The sequence below is a fragment of the Rhizobium sp. BK212 genome (genome assembly GCF_014197475.1).
In the GTDB taxonomy this organism is placed as follows: domain Bacteria; phylum Pseudomonadota; class Alphaproteobacteria; order Rhizobiales; family Rhizobiaceae; genus Rhizobium; species Rhizobium anhuiense.
In genome coordinates this window covers 154,510-177,465 of the sequence record NZ_JACIFS010000004.1, presented here as the reverse complement: position 1 = coordinate 177,465, position 22,956 = coordinate 154,510, and the positions used below count along the sequence as shown (strand labels likewise).

Genomic DNA, 22,956 nt, shown 5'->3' with positions numbered 1-22,956 from the left:
CGAGCCCTAGAACAGGATGATTTTAGGCCGGATTGGCCTAAAATCTGAATCCTGTTCTAAATCAAGGAAATAGAGCATGATGTCGTCCGAAAACCGCCCACACTTTTCGGCACCATGCTAGGGAGCAAGGCGCTCGATGCTTGTCCAGCTTCAATATCTGCGCGCCATCGCGGCGCTGATGGTGGTCTATTTCCATGCGATATTGCAGCTCGCCAAGGTCAATCCGGCCGTCGACGCCACCGCCTTCATCTATGGCGAAACCGGCGTCGATATCTTCTTCGTCTTGAGTGGTTTCGTGATGTGGCTGACGACGAGCGGTCGCGCAATGAGCCCGATCGATTTCGCCCGCCGGCGCATCAGAAGGATCGTGCCGCTCTACTGGCTGGCGACATTGTTTTCGGCCGCGGTGGCGCTGGTGGCCCCGTCATTGCTGAAATCGACGGTGTTCGACCTGCCGCACCTCGTCGCCTCACTGTTCTTCCTGCCATGGAGCAATCCCGCCGATCCCAGCACGATCACTCCAGTCGTCGTTCCGGGCTGGACGCTGAATTACGAGATGTTCTTCTATTTCGTGTTCGCGCTGCTGCTGCCGCTTTCGGAAGTCCGCCGCATCCCGGCGATGTTTGCCGTCTTTACCGTCATTCTGGTAGCCTGCCGGCTGCTGCCGGAATCGACGGTGACCCGGTTCTACGGCGAGCCGATCATCCTGGAATTTCTCGCCGGTGTCGTGCTCGCCTGGCTCTATGGGCAGAAGATGCTTCTGCCGAACCGCTGGGCTTGGGCGGCACTCGCCATGGGCTTTGCGTTTCTCTTCATCAACGAGGCGCTGATGCAGCCGGAAAGCCGGTTCTATGCCTGGGGAATCCCGGCGATCTTCATCATTTACGGCGCCGTCTCCATCGATTTTTCCAGGCTGCCGGTCCTGGGATGGCTGAACTATCTCGGCGACTGCTCCTACAGCATCTATATCACCCACGCCTTCACGCTCGCCTTCTTGAGGGTGGCAGCAGATCGCCTGCCGATCGGCATCCTGCAGCAGCCGGTGCTCTTCGTGATCCTCTCATTGGTGCTCTCGTCGATCGGCGGCGCGATCATCCATGAAATCACCACGCCGCGCCGGAAAGCGGCCGTGGCGAGCCGCCCGCCGGCCTAACGCGCATCGATTCTGTCAGATTCGTTTGCCGCGCTTTAGCGCTGTTTCCGTACCGAAGGCGAGAATACGCATCCAAGCGGCGCTGACGGTACAGTTTTTTGCGCAACTTCTCCTAAGCTTCAGACTTGGCAATGAGAGAACTTGCAGAAGCGTGATGGTTTCTCTTGCAATTTGTCGCAGGAATGAAAGCGCGCCGGCCTATTCGCGGCACAGGCTTTGATCTAAGCACGGCTGCGGCCTTGAAGAAGGAAGAGGGAGAGACATGAGAAACTATGTATTGACGGTATCCTGCAAATCGACGCGCGGCATCGTTGCGGCGATTTCGAGCTATCTGGCGGAGAAGGGCTGCAACATCATCGACAGCTCGCAGTTCGACGATCTCGATACCGGCAAGTTCTTCATGCGCGTCAGCTTCATTTCGGAAGAAGGGCTTTCGGGTGCCGATATCGACGCCGGTTTTACAGCCGTCGCCGCGCCCTTCGAGATGGATTACGAGTTTCACGACAGCGAGAAGCGCATGAAGGTGCTGCTGATGGTGTCGCGCTTCGGCCATTGTCTCAACGACCTGCTCTATCGCTGGAAGATCGGCGCGCTGCCGATCGACATCGTCGGCGTCGTCTCCAACCATTTCGACTACCAGAAGGTCGTGGTCAATCACGACATCCCCTTCCACCATATTCCGGTCACCAAGGCCAACAAGGTGCAGGCCGAGGCGCGGATCATGGAGGTGGCCGAGCAGACCGGCACCGAACTGATCGTGCTCGCCCGCTACATGCAGATCCTGTCGGACGAGATGTGCCAGAAAATGTCCGGCCGGATCATCAACATCCACCATTCCTTCCTGCCGAGCTTCAAGGGCGCCAATCCCTACAAGCAGGCCTATGGCCGCGGCGTCAAGCTGATCGGGGCGACGGCGCATTACGTCACCGCCGATCTCGACGAAGGCCCGATCATCGAGCAGGACACGGCGCGCATCACCCATGCGCAGTCGCCCGACGATTATGTCTCGATCGGCCGCGACGTCGAAAGCCAGGTGCTGGCGCGCGCCATCCACGCCCATATCCATCACCGCACCTTCATCAACGGCAACCGCACCGTGGTCTTCCCGGCAAGCCCCGGAAGCTACGCCTCCGAACGCATGGGTTGAGCGCGGGCAAAGAGCTACATCTCTTCTGCTGGCAAACGACAATCTCCCGTTGCCTGCCAGCAGCAAGTATTTGATTATCGCGTGAGGTAATCGAATCATGCTGCGGGAGGGGGTGTCATGACCGACGAGGTGCTGGTTGACCGCATGGCGCTGCCGCGTCCCGACGTTACCGTTGCGGATGCGGAAGAGATCCTTCTTGCCCATTACAGCCTGTCCGGCACGCTGACCGAACTCGGCAGCCAGCAGGATCGGAATTACCGCGTCGATAGCGATCGCGGTCGCTACGTCCTGAAGATCTGCCATGCTGCCTACGAGACCCGCGAGCTCGAAGCGCAGAACGCGGCGATCCATCATCTCAAAAGCAGGCAAGATGCGCCGCGCGTTCCGAACGTGATCTCCACGAATGACGGGCGGGAGATCGTCGTCCTGACCGTGCGCGGGCAGGGCTACCAGGTGCGGCTGCTCGAATACCTGGAAGGCCAGGGGCTGACGGAGCTGACCTATCTGGCGCCGGCTTCGGTCGCAGCACTTGGTGCGCTCTGCGCGAGGCTGGCCCAGGCGCTTGCCGATTTCAACCATCCCGGTCTCGACCGCAGCCTGCAATGGGATCTCCGGCGCGCCGGACCGGTCGCGGTGCAGCTGCTGTCTGCGATCACCGACAGTGCGGCGCGCGACCGGATCGCCAAGACCATGGTGATGGCCATTCGTCGCATCCAGCCGTTGGCGCCATCGCTCCGGCTGCAGGCCGTGCATCACGACGTCACCGGCGACAATGTCGTCGGTCACCGCAATACCCGTGGTCACATAGTCCCTGACGGGGTGATCGATTTCGGCGACATCATCCGCGGCTGGCTGGTCGGCGACCTCGCCGTCACCTGCGCTTCGCTGCTGCATCAGACGGATGGCGACCCTTTTCATGTCCTGCCCGCCGTCACCGCCTATCAGGCGATCTATCCGCTGACCGAGGAGGAGCTGAAGGCGCTCTGGCCATTAGTCGTCGCACGCGCCGTCATTCTCGTCGCCAGCGGCGAGCAGCAGATTTCGGTCGATCCCGATAATGACTATGCCCGCGGCAATCTCGCGCACGAGTGGGCGATCTTCGATGCGGCGATGTCCGTTCCCTTCGAACTCATGGAAGCGGCAATCCTCAAAGCGGCCGGCCTCGACGTCGCCGCCCCGGAAGCATCGGGATGGCTGCCGTTGCTGCCCGACATCGATCCCGCCGAGATCGCCTATGTCGATCTTGGGGTGCGCAGCCCGCATTTTTCCGCCGGCAACTGGTTGAATGCCGACATGGACTGGCGGCTGCTTGCCCGCGCCGCGACCGAAAACGGCACGGCGGCAACGCGCTACGGCGAATATCGGCTTTCCCGCGCGAGCCTGGGAAATGCGAAGGAACAAGCGACCTGCGCGCTGCATATCGATATCTGCCTTGCTGCAGGCAGCGCGGTTGCGGCCCCCTTTGCCGGCCGGATCGGCTGGAAGGACCAGCATCTGACGCTCGCCGGCGACAGCATCACCTTGCATCTCGATGGGCTTGACCTCTCGGTCGAGGATGGCGCCGAGGTTGCCGGCGGTGATCCGCTCGGCACGGTTTTCGGAGAGGCTTCGTCGCTCGGCGGGCTGCGTGTCCAGTTTTGCAGTGTCACCGGCCTCGAACCGCCGCTCTTTGCCACACCGCGCGAGGCGGCGGCTTGGTCGGTGCTCTGCCCTTCGCCGTCACTCCTTCTCAGCCCCGGAGCGGATGCGCCGAAACCTGATACTGCAGGACTGCGCGCCAGGCGGCAGGCGCATCTCGCAAGGCCGCAGAAGAATTATTACGCGGCACCGCCGCAGATCGAGCGCGGCTGGCGGGAACACTTGTTCGATGTCGAGGGCCGCGCCTATCTCGACATGGTCAACAACGTCACCATTCTCGGCCATGGCCATCCCAAGTTCGCGGCGGCGATCAGCGCGCAATGGCTGCGGCTCAACACCAATTCCCGCTTTCACTATGCCGCGATCACGGAATTTTCCGAACGTCTCGCCGCCCTTTCGCCGGATGGACTCGACGCGGTCTTCCTGGTCAACAGCGGTTCGGAGGCGAACGATCTGGCGCTTCGGCTGGCGCAAGCCCATAGCGGCGCGCGCAATATGCTGTGCCTGCTCGAAGCCTATCATGGCTGGTCGGCAGCGAGCGATGCCGTCTCCACCTCGATCGCCGACAACCCGCAGGCTCTCACCACTCGGCCGGACTGGGTGCATGCCGTGGTGTCGCCGAATATCTATCGCGGCGCATTCCGCGGTGCCGATACGGCAGCGCACTATCTCAGCGCCGTAACCCCGGTGCTGGAGGCGATCGACGCCAGCGGCGACGGGCTTGCGGGCTTCATCTGCGAATCGGTCTACGGCAATGCCGGCGGTATTCCGCTGCCGGACGGTTATCTCAGGGACATCTATGCGCAGGTACGCGCCCGCGGCGGCGTCTGCATCGCCGACGAGGTGCAGGTCGGTTATTCCAGGCTGGGGCATTATTTCTGGGGCTTCGAGCAGCAAGGGGTCGTGCCCGACATCATCACCATCGCCAAGGGCATGGGCAACGGCCATCCGCTCGGCGCCGTCATTACCACGCGGGAGATCGCCCAATCGCTGGAGAAAGAAGGCGCGTTCTTTTCCTCCACCGGCGGCAGCCCCGTCAGCTGCGTCGCCGGCATGACGGTGCTCGACATCATGGCCGAGGAAAAACTGCAGGAAAACGCCAGGACGGTCGGCGATCATCTGAAGGCGCGGCTCGCCGCGCTGATCGACCGCCATCCGATCGCGGGCGCCGTGCACGGCATGGGGCTCTATCTCGGCCTCGAATTCATCCGCGACAGAACGACGCTGGAGCCGGCGATGGAAGAGACCGCTGCCATCTGCGACCGGCTTCTCGAACTCGGCGTCATCATGCAGCCGACCGGCGATCACCAGAATGTGCTGAAGATCAAACCGCCGCTCTGCCTCGCCATCGAAAGCGCGGATTTCTTCGCCGACATGCTGGAGAAGGTGCTCGCCGAAGGCTGGTGACACAGCGCTTCCGGCGTTAACCAAATCGGTCATTTCGAGGCGTTTCGATTTTTAATGAAATGGGCCATTGCCTGATACGGCAAGGCTTCCTATGTCTGCCGCGGTGATCGATCAAACTCTGATTCTGTCATGCGAATTTTACGAAGAGCTGATATGTTTCTTTCTGTAAGTTCGGGTTACGACGGAATGAATTTTTTCGGATCGTCGATATTTTGACACGTTTCGGAATATGTTTCTGACAGGCTATCGGGTAATCTCTACCAAGTTAGTGGATTATTGAAGACAGCCATCACCGGCCCCGGGCTCTTCCGGGACCACTCAAGTGCAACGCCAACGCAAGGAACGAGACATGATAGACATCGATATTCTCGCCGATCTGCCTGGGCGATCTGTGCTTGGCAATGACCGTCCGGGCGCCCTCTCCCGCCCGAGCTGTCGAATGTGACGTTCGTCCTCCTTTCAACGGTACCAGACAAGTCAATTCGCCATGGCTGCGCATGTCGCGCGGCAGGAGTTCTATCTATGAAGAAGCAAGTTATCGAATATGCAGGCGTTCCCGTCGGGATCGTCATTCCCGATGATGACCGGCTGAAGTTCATCGCCGTGAAGTTTCATGTCCACGACCTCGACGAGCAGCGTTTCGGCTCGCCCGACGAGGTGCGGCTGGCCATTCATGACCTGATGACCCGCCGTCATCCGAAGCCGCTTCATGCCTGAGGGCATGAGGCCACGATTGACATTCACGGCTTTTCCCGATGTCCGACCGGTCCCGCCAAATGGGGCCGGTCTTGTTTTTTGAGGGCAATTGCAGTCCTATCGGCGGCCTTTCTGCATAAGGATCCGCCCTTGCCCGATCTTCTCAACCTCATCACCGACATCGAAGGCGTTTCCGTCGGCCACGCGACCGACCTTGCGCTCGGTTCCGGCGTCACCGTCATCGTCTTCGACGAACCGGCCGTCGCCTCCGGTACCGTGCTCGGCGGGGCGCCTGGCGGGCGCGACACCGGCCTGCTCGATCCGTCGATGACCGTCAATGCCGTGGATGCCTTCGTGCTCTCCGGCGGTTCCGCCTTCGGGCTGGATGCGGCCGGCGGCGTGCAGGCGGGCCTGCGCGAACTCGGCCGCGGATTTGCCGTCGGGTCGGTGCGCATACCGATCGTGCCGCAGGCAATCCTGATGGATCTGCTGAACGGCGGCGACAAGGATTGGGGGCTCCACTCTCCCTATCGCGACATGGGCTATGCGGCATTGAAGGCAGCGGCGAAAGGTGCCTTCGCGCTCGGCACGACAGGTGCCGGCACGGGGGCGACGACGGCCACCTTCAAGGGCGGGCTCGGCTCGGCCAGCGCCGTCAGCAGCGCCGGGCACCGCGTTGCGGCTGTTGTCGCGGTCAACGCGCTCGGCTCGGCAACGATCGGCGACGGGCCACATTTCTGGGCCGCACCTTTCGAAAGAGATGGCGAATTCGGCGGGCTCGGCATGCCTGATGTGGCCGACCACCGGATGCGGCTCAAGGGCATGAATACGACCGCGACGACGATCGGCGTTGTCGTGACCGACGCGCAGCTGACCAAGGCCGAGGCGCATCGGCTTTCGCTTGCCGGCCATGACGGTTTTGCCCGGGCACTGCTGCCGGTGCACCTGCCGCTCGACGGCGACACCGTCTTTGCCGCATCGACGGCCAGGCATCGAAGAGACGACATGGCGAGCCTGATGGAGCTTTGCCATCTCGCCACCATCGTCATGGCGCGGGCGATCGCCCGTGGCGTCCACGCGGCGACCGCGCTGCCGGTCGAGGACGCGCAAAAGGCTTGGCGCGACCGCTATCCGAATGGCCATTGATTGAATAGGGTCTGAACCGGGCAGACCGAATATGCCGAATGGCGGAGAGACGTGAATGCAGATCCGGGCGCTGATGTATTTCGACGAGCTGGTCAGGACCAATTCCATGCGCCAGGCGGCCGAGAACCTCAATGTTGCGCCGACGGCGATCAGTCGGCAGATCGAGAACCTCGAATATCATTTCGGCGCGCCGCTCGTCGAGCGCAGCGCCCGCGGCGTCAAGCTGACGGCGGCCGGCGAGCTGCTTGCCGCCCGCGCGGGCCGGACGCTGCGCGAACTCGATCACGTGCAGCAGCTGATCGAAGACCTGAAGGGCCTGCAGCGCGGCCGTGTCAGCATCTATGCCAATGGCGCCACCGTCGCCAATCTGCTGGCGCCGGCGCTTGCCGAATTCAGCCTGAAATATCCGAAGCTGCGTTTTACCGTGACGATCACCAGCGCACGGCAGGCCGTCGATGCCGTCAATAGCGCCGAGGCGGATATTGCGGTGACGCTGTTTGCACCCCCCATGTCCGGCACCAAGGTGCGGCTGCGCTCCGAGATCGCCTATGATCTCATCGTCACGCCGCAGCATCCAGCCGCCGCGCATACCGAGATCGCGGTGCGGGAGCTCGCCGATCATGCGCTGGCGCTGCCCGACCAATCCTTTGGTTTCCGCCAGGCATTCGATACTTTGTTCGAGAAGGAGGGGTTGAGCCTCGATCCCGTCTTCGTCACCAGCTCGCTCGAAATGCTGAAGGAACTCGTGCTCAGCGGGGCTGCGGCGACGCTGCTGCCGGCGCTCACCGTCCGTCGCGAGATCGAGGCGGGTCAGCTTCTCGCCATTCCGCTTGCCGGCAAAACCGGCATCCGCACCCATGTCGATCTCTGTGTCGCGCCGGACCGGCAGCTGTCCTTTGCCGCGACGAAACTGCTCGACTTCATCGAAAGGTTCATGCGGGAGCGCACGAACCGCCGGGGCGAGACGAAAGACTGACGCTCCAAGCTTGCATTGCCCGCGAATTTCAGGTGTAGCTTTTTCGGCTACACTGAGCACACAAAATCGTCATTGTGTGTGCACTGGCATAGTGCCACTTTATCGCAAAAGGCCTTCGCCACCGAGCATGGCCAGACAGGGGACATGATGATCAAGCTTTCGTTTGCGCCTTCGCGTTTCATCAGGCGGCTTTCCCTCGGTGCTGCGCTTTCGGCCGGCCTCGTGATGACGGCGATGACGCCGGCGGAAGCGGCGAAGACCACCCTCAATCTCGGCATGAGCGTCGAGCCGACCGGCCTCGATCCGACGATCGCGGCACCCGTCGCGATCGGTCAGGTAACCTGGCAGAACGTGTTCGAGGGGCTGGTGACGATCGACCAAGCCGGCAAGGTCCAGCCGCAGCTGGCGAAAAGCTGGGAGATTTCTGCCGATGGCCTGACCTATACGTTCAAGCTGCAGACCGGCGTCAAATTCCATGACGGCGAGGCCTTCGATGCCGCGAGCGCCAAGTTTTCGCTCGACCGCGCCCGCGGCGCGGATTCGGTCAATCCGCAAAAGCGCTTCTTCGCCTCGATCGCCTCGATCGATACGCCCGATGCCGAAACGCTGGTGCTGCATCTCTCGGCGCCGACCGGCAGCCTGATCTACTGGCTCGGCTGGCCGGCCTCGGTAATGGTCGCCCCGAAGACGGCGGCCGACGACAAGACGACGCCGATCGGCACCGGTCCCTTCAAATTCGCAAGCTGGGCGAAGGGCGACAAGGTCGAACTCGCCAGGAATGCCGATTATTGGAACAAGGATGCGGCCGCCAAGCTCGACAAGGTGACCTTCCGCTTCATCGCCGATCCGCAGGCGCAGGCGGCTGCGCTGAAATCCGGCGATCTCGACGCCTTTCCGGAATTTGCCGCGCCCGAGCTGATGAGCTCCTTCGACGGCGATGCGAGGCTCGTTACCAGGATCGGCAATACTGAGCTGAAGGTCGTTGCCGGCATGAACAATGCCAAGAAGCCGTTCGACGACAAACACGTGCGCCAGGCGCTGATGATGGCGATCGACCGCAAGACGGTGATCGACGGCGCATGGTCCGGCCTCGGCACGCCGATCGGCAGCCACTACACGCCGAACGATCCGGGCTATCAGGACATGACCAATGTGCTGCCCTATGACGTCGAGAAAGCGAAGGCGCTGCTCGCCGAAGCCGGCTATCCCAACGGTTTCACCTTCACGATCAAATCCCCGCAGATGGCCTATGCGCCGCGCAGCGCCCAGGTGATGCAGGCGATGTTTGCCGAGATCGGCGTGACGATGAATATCGAACCGACGGAATTTCCGGCGAAATGGGTCCAGGACATCATGAAGGACCGCAACTTCGACATGACGATCGTCGCCCATGCCGAACCGCTCGACATCGACATCTATGCCCGCGATCCCTATTATTTCAATTATAAGAACCCTGCCTTCAACGCGCTGATGAAGAAGGTGCAGGAGACGACCGATCCCGCCGCGCAGAATGCGATCTACGGCGAGGCGCAGAAGATCCTCGCCGAGGACGTGCCGGCGCTCTATCTCTTCGTCATGCCGAAACTCGGCGTCTGGGACAAAAAGCTGAAAGGGCTGTGGGAGAACGAGCCGATCCCCTCCAACGTACTCTCGGGCGTGTCCTGGGACGAGTGAGAGCGGTAGGTTAGGCGCGGGATGTGATGAGGTGAAGGCCTTGGAGAGATCCGACATACATTTGGTCGATATGGCGCGCAGCTCTCTCCCTCCCTCGCCAAGTGAGGTCAATCTGGGCCGGGATTGTCTGGTTTCGCTGGTGGATGGCATTTCTGACACGGGGATCTGCGCCCTGATTGGCTCCTCCCGCCAACTCCAAACTCCGTCTTGCTTGGGCTTGAGCCGAGCATCCACACCACATCCATCAACAGCAGTGGCATGGATCCCAGGCTCAAGGCCTGGGATGACGAGTGGAGTTGGCGTTCTCGCCAAACTCGCCGCCGGCGCGTCGGGGGCTCCGCGTGAGGGCGGAGGGGGCGTGCCGCGTTCGATTGCCGCGGTGCTCGATCCGATATGATCACCCTCCTCGCCCGCCGCTTCGCCGGTCTCCTCGTCACGCTCGTCGTCGTCTCGCTGCTGATCTTCGCCGTCATGGACCTTCTGCCCGGCGATCCCGCCTCGATTATGCTTGGCACCTCGGCAACGCCTGAAACGCTTGCGGCACTGCGCCACGATCTCGGGCTCGACCAACCGCTGCTGCTGCGTTACGGGCAGTGGCTGACCGGCGTGATCTCCGGCAATCTCGGCAATTCCCTAACCTATGGCGTGCCGGTCGCGGGTTTGATTCTCGAGCGGCTAACGGTGACGCTGCCGCTGGCGCTGATGGCGATTGCGCTTTCGGTGGCGATTGCCTTGCCGCTCGGCGTGCTGGCCGCTTCGCGCCGCGGCGGTCTCTTCGATATCATCGCAACATTGTTTTCGCAGATCAGCATTGCCGTGCCCGCCTTCTGGGTGGCGCTGCTTCTGATCATCCTGTTTTCGACGATGCTCGGGCTGATGCCGGCCGGCGGCTTCCCCGGCTGGAGCGCCGGTATCCTACAGGCATTGCAGGCGCTCGTTATGCCCGCCGTCGCGCTGGCGATGCCACAGGCGGGCGTGCTGACGCGGGTGGCGCGCTCAGCTGTGCTCGACACCATGCATGAGGATTTTGCCCGCACCGCCGTGGCGAAAGGGCTCTCTCGTCATGCGGTGCTGTGGCGTCATATCGTGCCGAACGCGCTGATCCCGATCCTCACCATGATCGGGCTGCAATTCACCTTTCTCGTTGCCGGCGCGGTGCTGGTGGAAAACGTCTTCAACCTGCCCGGCCTCGGTCGGCTCGCCCTGCAGGCGCTTTCCCAGCGCGACATCATCGTCATGCAGGATGTCGTGCTGTTCTTCGCAGGCCTCGTCATCGTGATGAATTTCATCGTCGATCTCTCCTATCTGGCGATTGATCCCAGGATGAGAAAGGCGGCCTGACGATGGCACCGATCGTATCCACCGCCATCACCAGCCGCCGCCGGACCTTTAGACTTAGCCGGCGAATGAACCTGATTTCAGGGGCTGTCATCATCGGCCTGCTGGTTGCGGTGGCACTGTTGTCACTTGTGTGGACGCCGCTGCCGCCGGCGAAAATGCAGATCATCCACAAACTGCAGCCGCCGCTTGCCTTCGGCCTGCTCGGCACCGACCAGTTCGGCCGCGACGTGCTGTCGATGCTGATGGCAGGCTGCTGGAATTCACTGTCGATCGCCATTACCGCGGTTATGATCGGCGGGACGCTGGGTTCGATCGCCGGCGTTTCGGCGGCGGCGATCCGCGGTCCGTTCGAAGCGCTGCTGATGCGCATCTGCGACGTCATCTTTGCCCTGCCGCCGATCCTGTCGGCCATGGTGCTCGGCGCCTTTCTCGGGCCGGGACGGTTCACCGCAATCACCGCGATCGCCGTCTTCATGATCCCGGTCTTTGCCCGGGTGACGCTTGCGACCTCACTGCAGGCCTGGAGCCGCGATTATGTGACGGCGGCGCGCGCGATCGGCAATACGCGCCTGACCATTTCGCTGCGCCATGTGCTGCCGAATATCATGAGCCAGATCATCGTGCATGGCGCCATCCAGCTGGGGCTGGCGATCCTGACCGAAGCGGGTCTCAGCTTCCTCGGGCTCGGCATGGCGCCGCCGGCGCCGACCTGGGGCCGTATGCTTGCCGATGCACAAACCTATCTGGCGCTCGCCCCCTGGCTGGCGATCCTGCCTGGTCTCGCCATCGCGCTCACCGTCTTCGGCTTCAACATGCTCGGCGACGGTTTGCGTGATTTGCTCGACCCGCGCGAGGCGAGCCGCTGATGTCCTCCCAAGACGAAAAGCCCGAAAGACCATGCCATGACCGAAACCGACTTTACCATCCGCGAACTCAGGCAGCGTTTCGCCGATAAGAGCCTCTCTCCCCTCGAATATTGGCTCGCCCTGGAAGACCATATCGCCGCCTGGGAGCCTTCGATTTCGGCACTCTACCTCTACGATCCGGAATCGGCGCGCGCGCAGGCGAAAGCTTCGACCGAGCGCTGGTCGAAGGGCGAAACGCTGGGCGCCCTCGACGGCATCCCGGTGACGCTGAAAGAGCTGATCGCCACCAAGGGCCAACCGGTGCCGCTCGGCACGAAGGCGATGGAACTGATCCCGGCTGACGCCGATGCGCCGGCCGCCGCCCGGCTGCGGGAAGATGGCGCAGTGATCTTCGCCAAGACCACCTGCCCGGATTACGGCATGCTGTCCTCCGGGCTTTCGAGCTTTCATCCTCTCAGCCGCAATCCCTGGGCCACCACACAGAATCCCGGCGGATCGAGCGCCGGGGCCGCAGCGGCCGCAGCGGCCGGCTACGGGCCGCTGCATATCGGCACCGATATCGGCGGCTCAGTGCGCCTTCCCGCCGGCTGGACCGGCATCTTCGGCTTCAAGCCGAGCCATGGGCGCATTCCGGCCGATCCCTATTATGTCGGGCGCTGCGTCGGGCCGATGGCGCGCACGGTCGAGGATGCGGCCTTTTCGATGGCAACGCTGTCGCGGCCGGACTGGCGCGACGGCACCAGCCTGCCGCCGAACGATTTCAACTGGATGGATCTCGACATCGACATGTCGGGCATGACGATCGGGTTGATGCTCGATGCCGGCTGCGGGCTTGCGGTGGAGGACGAGATCAGGGTCGCGGTCGAAGCGGCGGCGAGATGCTTCGAGAAGGCCGGCGCGACCATTGTATCAGTCCAGCCGGTGCTGACACGCACGATGCTGGATGGGCTCGACAATTTCTGGCGGTCCCGGCTTTGGGGCGATATCGCCGATCTCGACGAAGAACGCCGCGACAGCATCCTACCCTATATCAGGGATTGGGCGAAGGGCGGCGCCGACATCCGTGGCGTCGATGCGGTCAAGGGTTTCAACCAGACGATCGAAATGCGCAAGAGCTGCGGACGGCTGTTCACCGAGATCGACGCCCTGCTTTCGCCGACCAATCCGATCATCTCCTATCCGGCCGAATGGGCATCGCCGACCAATGATCCGGCCCTGCCCTTCGAGCATATTGCTTTCACAGTGCCGTGGAACATGTCGGAGCAGCCGGCCGCCTCGATCAATTGCGGCTTCTCTCGCTCGGGCATGCCGATCGGCCTGCAGATCGTCGGGCCGCGCTTCGAAGACATGCAGGTTCTGAGACTATCGAAAGCCTTCGAGGATTGGACGGGCGGCGTGAGATCCTGGCCGCAGCCGCCGGATATCTGATCAGCTGATCGGCCGGCGATAGCCGGTCGGCTGTTCGTAGAGCCAGCCGATGCGTTCGACGGCAGCCTCGAAATTCTCGCGCGCCACCGTCATGCTATGGCCGTTGGCGTGGAGGATGGTTTCCGGATCCTCGAAGACGGCGACATGGCCCTTCCAGAATACCAGGTCGCCGCGGCGGATGTCGGAGCGGTCGATCGGCTCGCCGAGGCCCGCCGCCTGCATGTCGGTATCGCGCGGTGCGGCTCTGCCTGTCATCAGCATCGCCAGCTGGACGAGACCGGAGCAATCGATGCCGAGGCCGGACCGTCCACCCCAGAGATAGGGCGTTTCCAGGAAACGGGCTGCGATGCCGACATAATCGGCACCGTCGAGCGCGCCGATCGGCTGGACATGCTTGGCGAAGATCGCCGTCCCGTTCTCGAGCACGACATAGCGATTGCCGCGCGCTTCCGCCTCGCCGGCGACGTGGACGCGGCTTCCCATCGACAGGATGGCCTGGTGGGGCTTGCGCAGTTCCGGTTCCGGATAGAGGAAGCTGCGCTGCACGGTGACGATATGGGTCGGCGCCGGCCTGCCTTCCACGAGCGCGTCTGCCTCGATATAACCGACATAGCCGTCCGAGGCGGCTTTCACCCAGCACCAGCCGTCGGCGCGATCGAAAACCGTCACCTCTTCGCCGAGGAGCAGCTCGGTATCGATGCCGCGCGCAAGATCCGGTGCGGGCCGCAACGCTGCCACCGGAACGGCGACGCGCGCCGCCGCACCTTCCACGAAGCGCAAAGCCTCCACCTTGCCTTCAAGCCCCGCTTCCGCGAGATCCGGCCTGTAGGCATGCAGGCGGCGGTCGAGCATCGTCATTGGCATTCCTTTCAGAGCGGCAGCCGGCGGCCCTGATCCCGTACGAGATCGCCGAGCTTTTCCAAATAAAGCGCGCCGCCGACGGTGCGCTTGATGATCACGTTGCGCCGGTCGGCATCGTCGCGCACGCGATCGACCAGACCCATCTCGCCCATCGTATCCAAGGCGCGGGTGATGACCGGCTTGGTGACCTCAAGCGTGGCGGCAAGCCCGCGCACCGTGTGCGGCGGCGGCACCAGATAAATATGCAGCAGGATCGCCATTTGGCGCAACGTCAAATCGCGGTCGTCGTGGCGGACCTGATCGAGCGCCACGCCATGCCAGAGCCCCAGCGCCTGCGAGGCGGTCAGTTCGATCGGCACGGCCCCTCCGGAAGATCGTTACGCTAACGTTCCATTTTCCGGCAGTTGCCATACACATGCAAGGGCGGCCGGGAACTGCTGTCCGGCAAGGTGAATAAAATTTTAACGATCGGCGGCGAGGCGCAGCGCGTGAACACGCGACGCCTCGCCGCTTTTTGCGCATGGTCTCAGCGCAGGCTCTGACGAATATGGTGAAAGAGTGCGCGGATCGCCTGTGCCTCGCCACCGCCCGGCGAATGCGGCCGTTCGGACTGGGCCCAGCCGTAAATGTCGAAATGCGCCCAGCTCTTCGTCTTGCTGACGAAACGCTTGAGGAAAAGGGCCGCGGTAATTGCCCCCGCCATGCCACCGGCCGGGGCATTGGTGAGGTCGGCGAACTTGGCACGGATATCCTTTTCGTAGCCGGAATAGAGCGGCAGTCGCCAGATCGGATCATCGGTTTCCAGGCTCGCTTCGGTCAGGTCATGCGCCAGATTGGCGTCATCGGTGAAGAAGGGCGGGAGATCCGGGCCCAACGCAACGCGGGCTGCACCTGTCAGCGTCGCCATGTCGATCAGCAGCTCGGGCTCTTCCTCATCGGCATAGGCCAGCGCATCGGCAAGGATCAGACGGCCTTCGGCGTCGGTATTGTCGATCTGGACGGTCAGACCCTTGCGGCTCCGGTAGATGTCGCCGGGACGGAAGGCATTGGACGAGATGGCATTTTCGACGACGGGCACGATGACGCGCAGGTCGACCTTCAGCTTGGCGTCCATGATCATCAGGGCAAGCCCCATGACATTCGCCGCGCCGCCCATATCCTTCTTCATCAAGAGCATGGAGGCCGCAGGCTTGATGTCGAGACCGCCGGTATCGAAGCAGACGCCTTTGCCGACCAGCGTCACCTTGCGATGACCCTTCTTGCCCCAGCGCAGCTCGAGAAGGCGCGGCGCGTCGGCACTGGCGCGGCCGACGGTATGGACCAGCGGAAAGTTCTGCGTGAGCAGGTCGTCGCCCGATATGACCGATACCTCCGCCTTGTAATGTGCGGCCAGGCCACGGAAAACGGCCTCGAGCTGGTTCGGCCCCATGTCGTTCGTCGGCGTATTGATGAGGTCGCGGGCGAGAAAGACGCCGGCAAGCTGGCGCTTGATGTCGGCGCCATCGGCATCGCGGGGGATCATCAGCGTCGCCGCTGGTGATTTTTCGGATTTGTAACGATCGAAACGGTAGCTGCCGAGCCCGAAGCCGAGAGCGAGGCGATTGGCCGTCAGCGGCGCGGTTTCGATGTGCCAGTCGCCGGCCGGCAGCGCGCGGGCGAGCCTGCCGGTGATGTAAGGCTGCTCGGAAGGATTGGTGCCGAGACCGTAAAGCGCGCCGCCGAGATGGCCTTCGGCCGTCGGGATCAACAGCAGCGACCCGCTTTCGGCCTTATAGCCCGCCCTGCGCGCCCAATCGAGCGCGATCGGATCGATCGTGCCGGTTTCGATATGGGCAGGCGTGACGGCAAAGATCGGCAGCGTCGAACCGCCCTTCGTGTTGAATGGGGTCGGTCTTTCGATGAACTGATAGGGGGCCATGATTGTCCTTCGGCGGTCGTAAGGAATCGTTCCTTAACGGTCTGTTAGGGTTAACAGACTATTGCTGGAGCGAAGATTGCGTCAAACCTTTCCCTGTTCCGCTTCGAGGTCAGGCGCCGATTTCGGAATCAGGAACGCGTCATGCCTGCCTCGCTCGCCACTACATTCACGAATCGTATCCTGCAGGGTGCGGCGGCATCGCTGCTCGTCCTGGCCCTTGCCGGCTGTTCGACGACCAAGGACAGGATGACCACAGGCTCGGTGCCGAAGCTCACCAAGCCGGTTGAAGAGATGGACGCGACCGAACTGCGCTCGGCGACGGACCGGCTCGGCCAGGCCTATGAAAAAAATCCGCGCGATCCCATCACCGGCGTCAGCTATGCCAATCTGCTGCGGATGAACGGCCGCGACACGCAGGCGCTCGCCGTCATGCAGCAGGTGGCGATCGCCAACCCGGGCGACCGTACCGTGCTGGCCGCCTATGGCAAGGCACAGGCAGCGGCCGGTCAGTTCCAGCAGGCGCTCGACACGATCGGCCGCGCCCAGACGCCGGACCGTCCGGACTGGAGACTGATCTCGGCCGAAGGCGCGATCCTCGATCAGATGGGCCGGGCAAGCGATGCCCGGCAGCGCTACCGCGACGCGCTCGACATCCAGCCGAACGAGCCTTCCATTCTGTCCAACCTCGGCATGTCCTACGTGCTGACCGGCGACCTGCGCACGGCCGAAACCTACCTGCGCTCCGCCGCCAGCCAACCCACAGCCGACAGCCGCGTCCGGCAGAACCTTGCCCTCGTCGTCGGCCTGCAGGGGCGCTTCCCGGAAGCCGAGCAGATCGCGCGGCGGGAGCTTTCACCGCAGCAGGCCGATGCCAATGTCGCCTATCTCAGAGGCATGCTGTCGCAGCAAAATTCCTGGCAGAAACTCGCCGCCAAGGATAAGACGCCGGGTGCAGCGGAGAGCAGCAACACCAACTGACCGGATCTCCTCCAAGCTTGAGAGTGTCCGAAGTCAATCGCGCGACATCCTACCGATCACTCACGCCCGCAAGAATGAGCCGTAGGCCGAGGCCGGCCATGACGGCACCTGCCGTGCGGTCGATCCAGTGCTTGGCGGCAAGATAGAGCCGCCGCGGGTGGCGTGCCGAAAAGGCGAGAGCCACGATCGAATACCAGCCCGCCTCCACGGCGAAGACACCGAGTGGCAGCGCCACAATGAGACTGAACGGAACCGTCCTCGGCAGAAGTGCGGCAAAGATGCTGGCATAGACGATAATGGTCTTCGGGTTGCTGATCTGGGTCAGCAGCGCGGTCACGAAGCTGCGCTTGGGCGCGCGATTGCCGTTGGCGGCATCGGAGATCTCGAGCGGCTGACCGGCACTCCTCCAGATATTGACGGCGATATAGACGAGATAGGCGCCGCCAGCGACCTTCAGCAGGACATAGAGCCATTCGAATTGCGACAGCAGCGCCGTCAGGCCGGCAAGCGCCAGGACGGCAAAAGCGACGCCGCCGGCGCCCATGCCGAGTGCCGCCGCGAGACCATCCAGCCGTGAGCGCGAGATGGCAATCCTGGAAACGACGACGAAGCTCGGGCCGGGGCTCATCGCACCGACCACCAAGGCTGCCATGATGCTGATGAAAATGCCTGCAGAAGACATCAGAGAACCTCCCTTTGGATTGAATGAGCGCCAGGGGGCCTGCGGTTGCATCCGCGCCTGCGATAGTCTCTCATCCCGTTTACCAGCTATGCCGGCGCCGGTCACGCGCGTTGGCTGACTGCGGATCAGACCAATAGTCCTTGATGCACATCGCCTTCTGCCGAAAGCGGTAGCCTGTTTCCAGCTCAACCGTCAGAACTTGTCTGCCACCTGGATGCCAGCCGGACCGAGAATGACGGCGATCAGCACCGGCAGGAAGAACAGAATCATCGGCACCGTCAGTTTCGGCGGCAGGGCGGCCGCCTTCTTTTCCGCTTCGTTCATGCGCTCATCGCGTCCTTCCTGAGCGAGAACGCGCAGCGCCTGCGCGACCGGCGTGCCGTAGCGATCGGCCTGGATCAGCGCCTGAGTTACCGAGCGTACCAGCTCGATCTGGGTGCGGGTGGCAAGATTTTCGAGCGCCACGCGGCGATCCGGCAGGAAGGAGAGTTCGGCCGTGGTCAGCACCATCTCCTCGGCGAGCGCCGGCGACTGCTCGCCGAGTTCTTCCGACACGCGCCGCATCGCGGCCTCGATCGAGATGCCGGATTCGACGCAGATCAGCATCAGGTCCAGCGCATCCGGCCAAGCGCGCTTGATCGAGTGCTGGCGCTTGCCCATGCGGTTCGAGATATAGATGTTGGGCGCGTAGAAACCGAGATAACCGATGCCGATGACGGCAAAGAGGCGGATGGGCATGCCCCGTCCGGCGAGATTGCCGAGGCCGAAGACCCAGACGGCGGCAAGCGTCGAGAAGAGGAAGGGCAGCAGGAAACGCGCCACGAGGAAGGTATTCAGCGCATTCTCCGAACGGAGACCGGCGGCGCGCAGCTTGTTGACGGTATTCTCGTCGACGAGCGCCTTACGCAGATTGAAACGCTCGACGATCTGGCGGACCGAGCGGTTGTTCTGGCTCCTGAGTGAGGCTTTGCCAGCGCCGGTTTCCATGTTCATGCGGGCGCGTTCGCGGGCGCGGATCTGCTCGCGCTCGGTCGAAACGGCCTTCATGCGCTTGTTGAGATCGCCGCGCTCGAAAAATGGAATGGCGATCGTGTAAAAGGTGGCGAAGACGGCGATCGCGACGAAGAGCGCAATCAGCATGCTCGGATTGGTCAGCGTTGCGGCAAGATCCTGCGACATGGTGCTTCCTTCCGGCTAGATGTCAAAATTGACCATGTTACGCATGACGAAGATACCGATCGACATCCAGATCGCAGAGACGCCCATGATGAAATGGCCACGCGGATCGGTGAAAAGGATCATCATGTAGTTCGGCGAGGTGAGGTAGACGAGAGTCGCGACGATGAAGGGCAGAGCGCCGATGATGACGGCAGACGCCTTGGCTTCCATCGAGAGCGCCGAGACCTTGGCTTTCATCTTCCTGCGCTCACGCAGCACCTTGGAGAGGTTGCCGATCGCTTCCGACAGATTGCCGCCAGCCTGCGACTGGATGGCGATGACGATGGCGAAGAAGTTGACTTCCTGGAGCGGCATGTGGGTCGTCATACGGGCGCAGGCGTCGGGGATGCTGAGTCCCACCTGCTGCGCCTCGATCACCCGCAGGAACTCGCTCTTGACCGGTTCTGTGCCTTCGGTTGCGATGAGACGGATCGCATCGTTGAGCGGCAGCCCCGATTTGATCGAGCGGGTGATGACGTCAAGCGCATTGGGGAGCTCGTTGAGAAACTTGTTCTGGCGGCGCTTGATCAGGAAACCGAGGATCCAGCGCGGCAGGCCGAGACCGGCGACAACGGCGATACCGACCATGACCATCAAGGAAGCACCGACGACCAGGGCCACGAGCAGCAACACGCAGGCGAAGATGGCGCTGAAGAGATAGAATTTCGCCACCGAGATCGACAGGCCGGCCTGCACCAGCCGGGATTTCAGCGACAGGGTTTTCTTGGTCTTTTCGTGCTGGCGCTTTTCCAGATCCTTCAGATTGTCCTGCACCGATTTGCGGCGCTTCGACAGCTCCTGTACCCGATCGCGGGCAGCCTTGACCTTGACCCGGTCGCTTTCGGCCGATTTGACGCGGTTGATACGGCTTGCCGATTTCTTGTCGGCCTCGATCCGGGAAAACATCAGGGTATAGGCGACCGCCGCCGCGGAGACGGCGGCGAGGACGACGATTGCCAGCACTATCGGATCGAACCCGAACATATCTCGCCTATTCCTTCGTTTTCGCTTCCATCGCGTCGAGGGCGGCGGCAAGGCGCTTTTCCTCGTTGAAGTAGCGGGCGCGATCCCAGAAATGCGGCTTACCGACGCCGGTCGACATGTGCCGGCCGATCAGGCGGCCGCCCGCATCCTCGCCTTCGATCTCGTAGCGCATAAGGTCCTGAGTGATGATGACGTCGCCTTCCATGCCGATCACCTCGGTGATCTGGGTGATGCGGCGCGAACCGTCGCGGAGGCGCGCCGCCTGGATGACGACGTCGACCGAGGTGGAGATGATCTCGCGCACCGTCTTTGCCGGCAGGGTGAAGCCGCCCATGGCGATCATCGATTCGATACGGCTCAGGCATTCGCGTGGCGTATTGGCGTGGATGGTGCCCATCGAGCCGTCGTGACCGGTGTTCATCGCCTGCAAGAGGTCGAAAACTTCTGGTCCACGCACTTCGCCGACGATGATACGCTCGGGACGCATGCGCAGGCAGTTCTTGACGAGATCGCGCATGGTGATCTCGCCCTCGCCTTCGATATTTGGCGGGCGCGTTTCGAGACGGACGACATGCGGCTGCTGCAGCTGCAGTTCAGCCGTATCCTCGCATGTGATGACGCGCTCGTCCCTGTCGATATAATTGGTGAGGCAGTTCAGAAGCGTCGTCTTGCCCGAGCCGGTGCCGCCCGAAATGACGACGTTGCAGCGCACGCGCCCGATGATCTGCAGCACGGTCGCGCCTTCCGGCGTGATCGCGCCGAAACGGACGAGCTGATCGAGCGTCAGCTTGTCCTTCTTGAACTTGCGGATGGTGAGCGCCGGTCCATCGATCGACAGCGGCGGCGCGATGACGTTGACGCGCGAACCGTCAGGCAGGCGTGCGTCGCAGATCGGGCTCGATTCGTCGACGCGGCGGCCGACCTGGCTGACGATGCGCTGGCAGATGGAGAGAAGCTGCGCATTGTCGCGGAAGCGGATTTCCGATTCGATCGTCTTGCCGCCGACTTCGATGAAGGTCTGGCCGGCGCCGTTGACCATGATATCGGCGATATCGTCGCGCGCCAGCAACGGCTCCAGCGGGCCGTAGCCGAGCACGTCGTTGCAGATATCCTCGAGCAGCTCTTCCTGCTCGGAGATCGACATCGCGAAATTCTTGATGGTGATGATGTCGTTGACGATGTCGCGGATTTCCTCGCGCGCGCTTTCGCCGTCGAGCTTGGAAAGCTGCGAGAGATCGATCGTATCGATCAGCGCGGAAAAGACCTGCGCCTTGGTGTCGTAATATTCATCGGTGCGGACGGGGCGCTTGCGCTGCGGCGTCTGCATCGGCGGCGGCGTCACCTGCTGGCGAGCGGGCTCGCGCGACGGTTCGACCAGAACGGAGGGTGAAGAGGCCGCGGGGACGGCGGCCGGAGCCGGCGGCGGGGGAGCAATCGCCCCTCCGGCCTTTCCGAAACCTTCGTTTCCGCGTTTTCCAAACATACCGCTCGATCCAATCTGCTCTATCTTTTTGTCTTCACGCAATTCCGGACGCAAAACCGCTGTTGCTGGAATTGCTCTTTGTCTACTTGCGCTTCAGGAGGCCCAGCAGGCCGCCCTTCTTCGCCTTCTTGATCGCGACACGGCCGGTGACGATGTGCGATATCTGCGAAAAGGTTTCCGCCGTCGGCGATTTCGGGTCGACTTCCGAGATCATCCGGCCGCTATTGGCGGCATTGCCGAAAAGATTGATGTCGAAGGGGATGATCGCGATCGGATCGATCTCCAGCGGTTCACAGAAATCCGACGGCGAAATCTCCGGACGTTTCGGCATGCCGACCTGATTGAGGATGAGATGCGGCGGCTTGTCGTTTGGCCGCATCTTGCGTAGCGCATCCAGCATGTTCTTGGCGTTGCGCAGGTTGGCGAGATCGGGAACCGCTGTGATGACCACCTCGTCGACGCTCGACAGCACCGACCGCGTCCATTCCGACCATGCATGCGGCACATCGAGCACGGTAACGGGCGCACTGCGCTGCAGGACATCGAGCACCGGCTGGAAGGCCTGGCCGTCAAAATCGTAGGCGCGGTCGAGCAGCGAGGGTGCAGCAAGCAGGGAAAGATGCTGGGAACATTTCGTCAGCAGGCGATCGAGGAAGACCTCGTCGAGACGATCAGGCGCGAAGACCGCTTCCGCGATGCCCTGCGCCGGATCCTGGTCGAAGTCGATGTTGGCCGTGCCATAGGGCAGATCCAGATCAGCGAGGATCGTCTCGGTGGAGAAGAGATTGGAAATGCCGAAAGCGCAATTATGCGCGATGGTCGAAGCGCCGGTGCCACCCTTCGAACCAATGAAGGCGATGCTGCGGCCCAGCGGCTCGGCTTCCGGATCGACGAAGATCGAGGCCATCGCCGCCAGGATATCAGGCATGGCGACGGGCTGGACCATGTATTCGGAAATGCCGTTGCGGATCAGCTCGCGATAAAGCCCGATATCGTTGTAATAACCTATAATGACGACTTTGGTCGTCGGATCGCAGACGGCAGCGAGCGGCGCGAGTTCGCCGAGCAGGTTTGCGGCATTGGTCTTGCTCTCGAGGATGATGAGGTTCGGGGTCGGGGCGCCGGAAAACATATTGGCGGCAGCGGCAATGCCGCCGCTGGTGATGCGCATGCTGACCTTCGCCACGCGCCGATCATTGGCGCAGCGTTCCATGACCTGCTGCAGGGCCTCGCTCTCACAGAAGGCGTGGACGGAGATACGCGGCAGCGGCCGCATATTTTCCAGATCCGCCATGCGCACCGCCTCATCGGCGATGCGAAGCTCGCTGGGATTCCTGATTTCGTATTCGATCGCGCTCAT

General features: G+C 62.5%; 19 protein-coding genes. 11 read left to right on the top strand and 8 right to left on the bottom strand.

From position 1 onward, the window contains the following. Positions 1–136 precede the first annotated feature (136 nt). The 10 genes from FHT79_RS15490 to FHT79_RS15445 all read left to right on the top strand — a co-directional run bounded on the left by FHT79_RS15490 (position 137) and on the right by FHT79_RS15445 (position 13,472). Positions 137–1,153: an acyltransferase gene (locus tag FHT79_RS15490; protein WP_028757900.1), complete on the top strand. Its 1,017-nt coding sequence runs from the start codon at positions 137–139 to the stop codon at positions 1,151–1,153. A gap of 262 nt (positions 1,154–1,415) precedes the next feature. Further along, positions 1,416–2,300 carry a formyltetrahydrofolate deformylase gene (gene purU, locus FHT79_RS15485; protein WP_028757901.1) on the top strand — a complete coding sequence of 295 codons (885 nt, stop codon included), beginning with the start codon at positions 1,416–1,418 and terminating at the stop codon, positions 2,298–2,300. Positions 2,301–2,417: 117 nt separating this feature from the next. Beyond that, complete coding sequence (locus tag FHT79_RS15480; protein WP_183903627.1) at positions 2,418–5,345, top strand: aminotransferase; 2,928 nt, start codon at positions 2,418–2,420, stop codon at positions 5,343–5,345. A 522-nt stretch (positions 5,346–5,867) separates the two neighbouring features. Continuing rightward, positions 5,868–6,062: a hypothetical protein gene (locus FHT79_RS15475; protein ID WP_028759207.1), complete on the top strand. Its 195-nt coding sequence runs from the start codon at positions 5,868–5,870 to the stop codon at positions 6,060–6,062. A 129-nt stretch (positions 6,063–6,191) separates the two neighbouring features. Continuing rightward, complete coding sequence (locus FHT79_RS15470) at positions 6,192–7,187, top strand: P1 family peptidase (protein ID WP_183903625.1); 996 nt, start codon at positions 6,192–6,194, stop codon at positions 7,185–7,187. A gap of 55 nt (positions 7,188–7,242) precedes the next feature. After that, positions 7,243–8,163 carry a LysR substrate-binding domain-containing protein gene (locus FHT79_RS15465; protein WP_047617496.1) on the top strand — a complete coding sequence of 307 codons (921 nt, stop codon included), beginning with the start codon at positions 7,243–7,245 and terminating at the stop codon, positions 8,161–8,163. 147 nt (positions 8,164–8,310) lie between these two features. Beyond that, on the top strand, positions 8,311–9,837 hold the full coding sequence (locus FHT79_RS15460; RefSeq protein WP_183903623.1) for an ABC transporter substrate-binding protein: 1,527 nt from the start codon (positions 8,311–8,313) through the stop codon (positions 9,835–9,837). Positions 9,838–10,230: 393 nt separating this feature from the next. Further along, on the top strand, positions 10,231–11,178 hold the full coding sequence (locus FHT79_RS15455) for an ABC transporter permease (RefSeq protein WP_132573851.1): 948 nt from the start codon (positions 10,231–10,233) through the stop codon (positions 11,176–11,178). 2 nt (positions 11,179–11,180) lie between these two features. Continuing rightward, on the top strand, positions 11,181–12,044 hold the full coding sequence (locus FHT79_RS15450; RefSeq protein ID WP_132573853.1) for an ABC transporter permease: 864 nt from the start codon (positions 11,181–11,183) through the stop codon (positions 12,042–12,044). 36 nt (positions 12,045–12,080) lie between these two features. Continuing rightward, entirely contained in the window at positions 12,081–13,472 is a 1,392-nt protein-coding gene (locus FHT79_RS15445) for an amidase (RefSeq protein ID WP_183903621.1), read from the top strand. On the opposite strand, the gene FHT79_RS15440 is transcribed toward FHT79_RS15445, so the two are convergent. From FHT79_RS15440 to FHT79_RS15430, 3 genes are all read right to left on the bottom strand, one after another. Continuing rightward, positions 13,473–14,330 carry an NlpC/P60 family protein gene (locus FHT79_RS15440; RefSeq protein WP_183903619.1) on the bottom strand — a complete coding sequence of 286 codons (858 nt, stop codon included), beginning with the start codon at positions 14,328–14,330 and terminating at the stop codon, positions 13,473–13,475. 11 nt (positions 14,331–14,341) lie between these two features. After that, positions 14,342–14,692: a MarR family winged helix-turn-helix transcriptional regulator gene (locus FHT79_RS15435; protein ID WP_047617485.1), complete on the bottom strand. Its 351-nt coding sequence runs from the start codon at positions 14,690–14,692 to the stop codon at positions 14,342–14,344. 167 nt (positions 14,693–14,859) lie between these two features. Next, positions 14,860–16,251: a M17 family metallopeptidase gene (locus FHT79_RS15430; RefSeq protein ID WP_132573859.1), complete on the bottom strand. Its 1,392-nt coding sequence runs from the start codon at positions 16,249–16,251 to the stop codon at positions 14,860–14,862. A gap of 141 nt (positions 16,252–16,392) precedes the next feature. Between FHT79_RS15430 and FHT79_RS15425 the strand changes: the two genes are divergently transcribed. Then, a complete protein-coding gene (locus tag FHT79_RS15425) occupies positions 16,393–17,229 on the top strand; it encodes a tetratricopeptide repeat protein (RefSeq protein WP_183903617.1) in 837 nt (278 codons plus the stop codon). A gap of 49 nt (positions 17,230–17,278) precedes the next feature. On the opposite strand, the gene FHT79_RS15420 is transcribed toward FHT79_RS15425, so the two are convergent. The 5 genes from FHT79_RS15420 to FHT79_RS15400 all read right to left on the bottom strand — a co-directional run bounded on the left by FHT79_RS15420 (position 17,279) and on the right by FHT79_RS15400 (position 22,956). Beyond that, on the bottom strand, positions 17,279–17,911 hold the full coding sequence (locus FHT79_RS15420) for a LysE family translocator (protein ID WP_183903615.1): 633 nt from the start codon (positions 17,909–17,911) through the stop codon (positions 17,279–17,281). A gap of 192 nt (positions 17,912–18,103) precedes the next feature. Then, on the bottom strand, positions 18,104–19,090 hold the full coding sequence (locus FHT79_RS15415; RefSeq protein WP_047617477.1) for a type II secretion system F family protein: 987 nt from the start codon (positions 19,088–19,090) through the stop codon (positions 18,104–18,106). 15 nt (positions 19,091–19,105) lie between these two features. After that, positions 19,106–20,113, bottom strand: a complete 1,008-nt coding sequence (locus FHT79_RS15410) for a type II secretion system F family protein (RefSeq protein ID WP_047617475.1) — start codon at positions 20,111–20,113, stop codon at positions 19,106–19,108. Between the two features lie 7 nt (positions 20,114–20,120). Next, positions 20,121–21,596: a CpaF family protein gene (locus tag FHT79_RS15405; RefSeq protein WP_028756124.1), complete on the bottom strand. Its 1,476-nt coding sequence runs from the start codon at positions 21,594–21,596 to the stop codon at positions 20,121–20,123. A gap of 82 nt (positions 21,597–21,678) precedes the next feature. Beyond that, the gene (locus FHT79_RS15400; protein WP_028756123.1) at positions 21,679–22,956 is read right to left on the bottom strand and encodes a CpaE family protein; all 1,278 of its coding nucleotides are present in this window, start codon (positions 22,954–22,956) and stop codon (positions 21,679–21,681) included.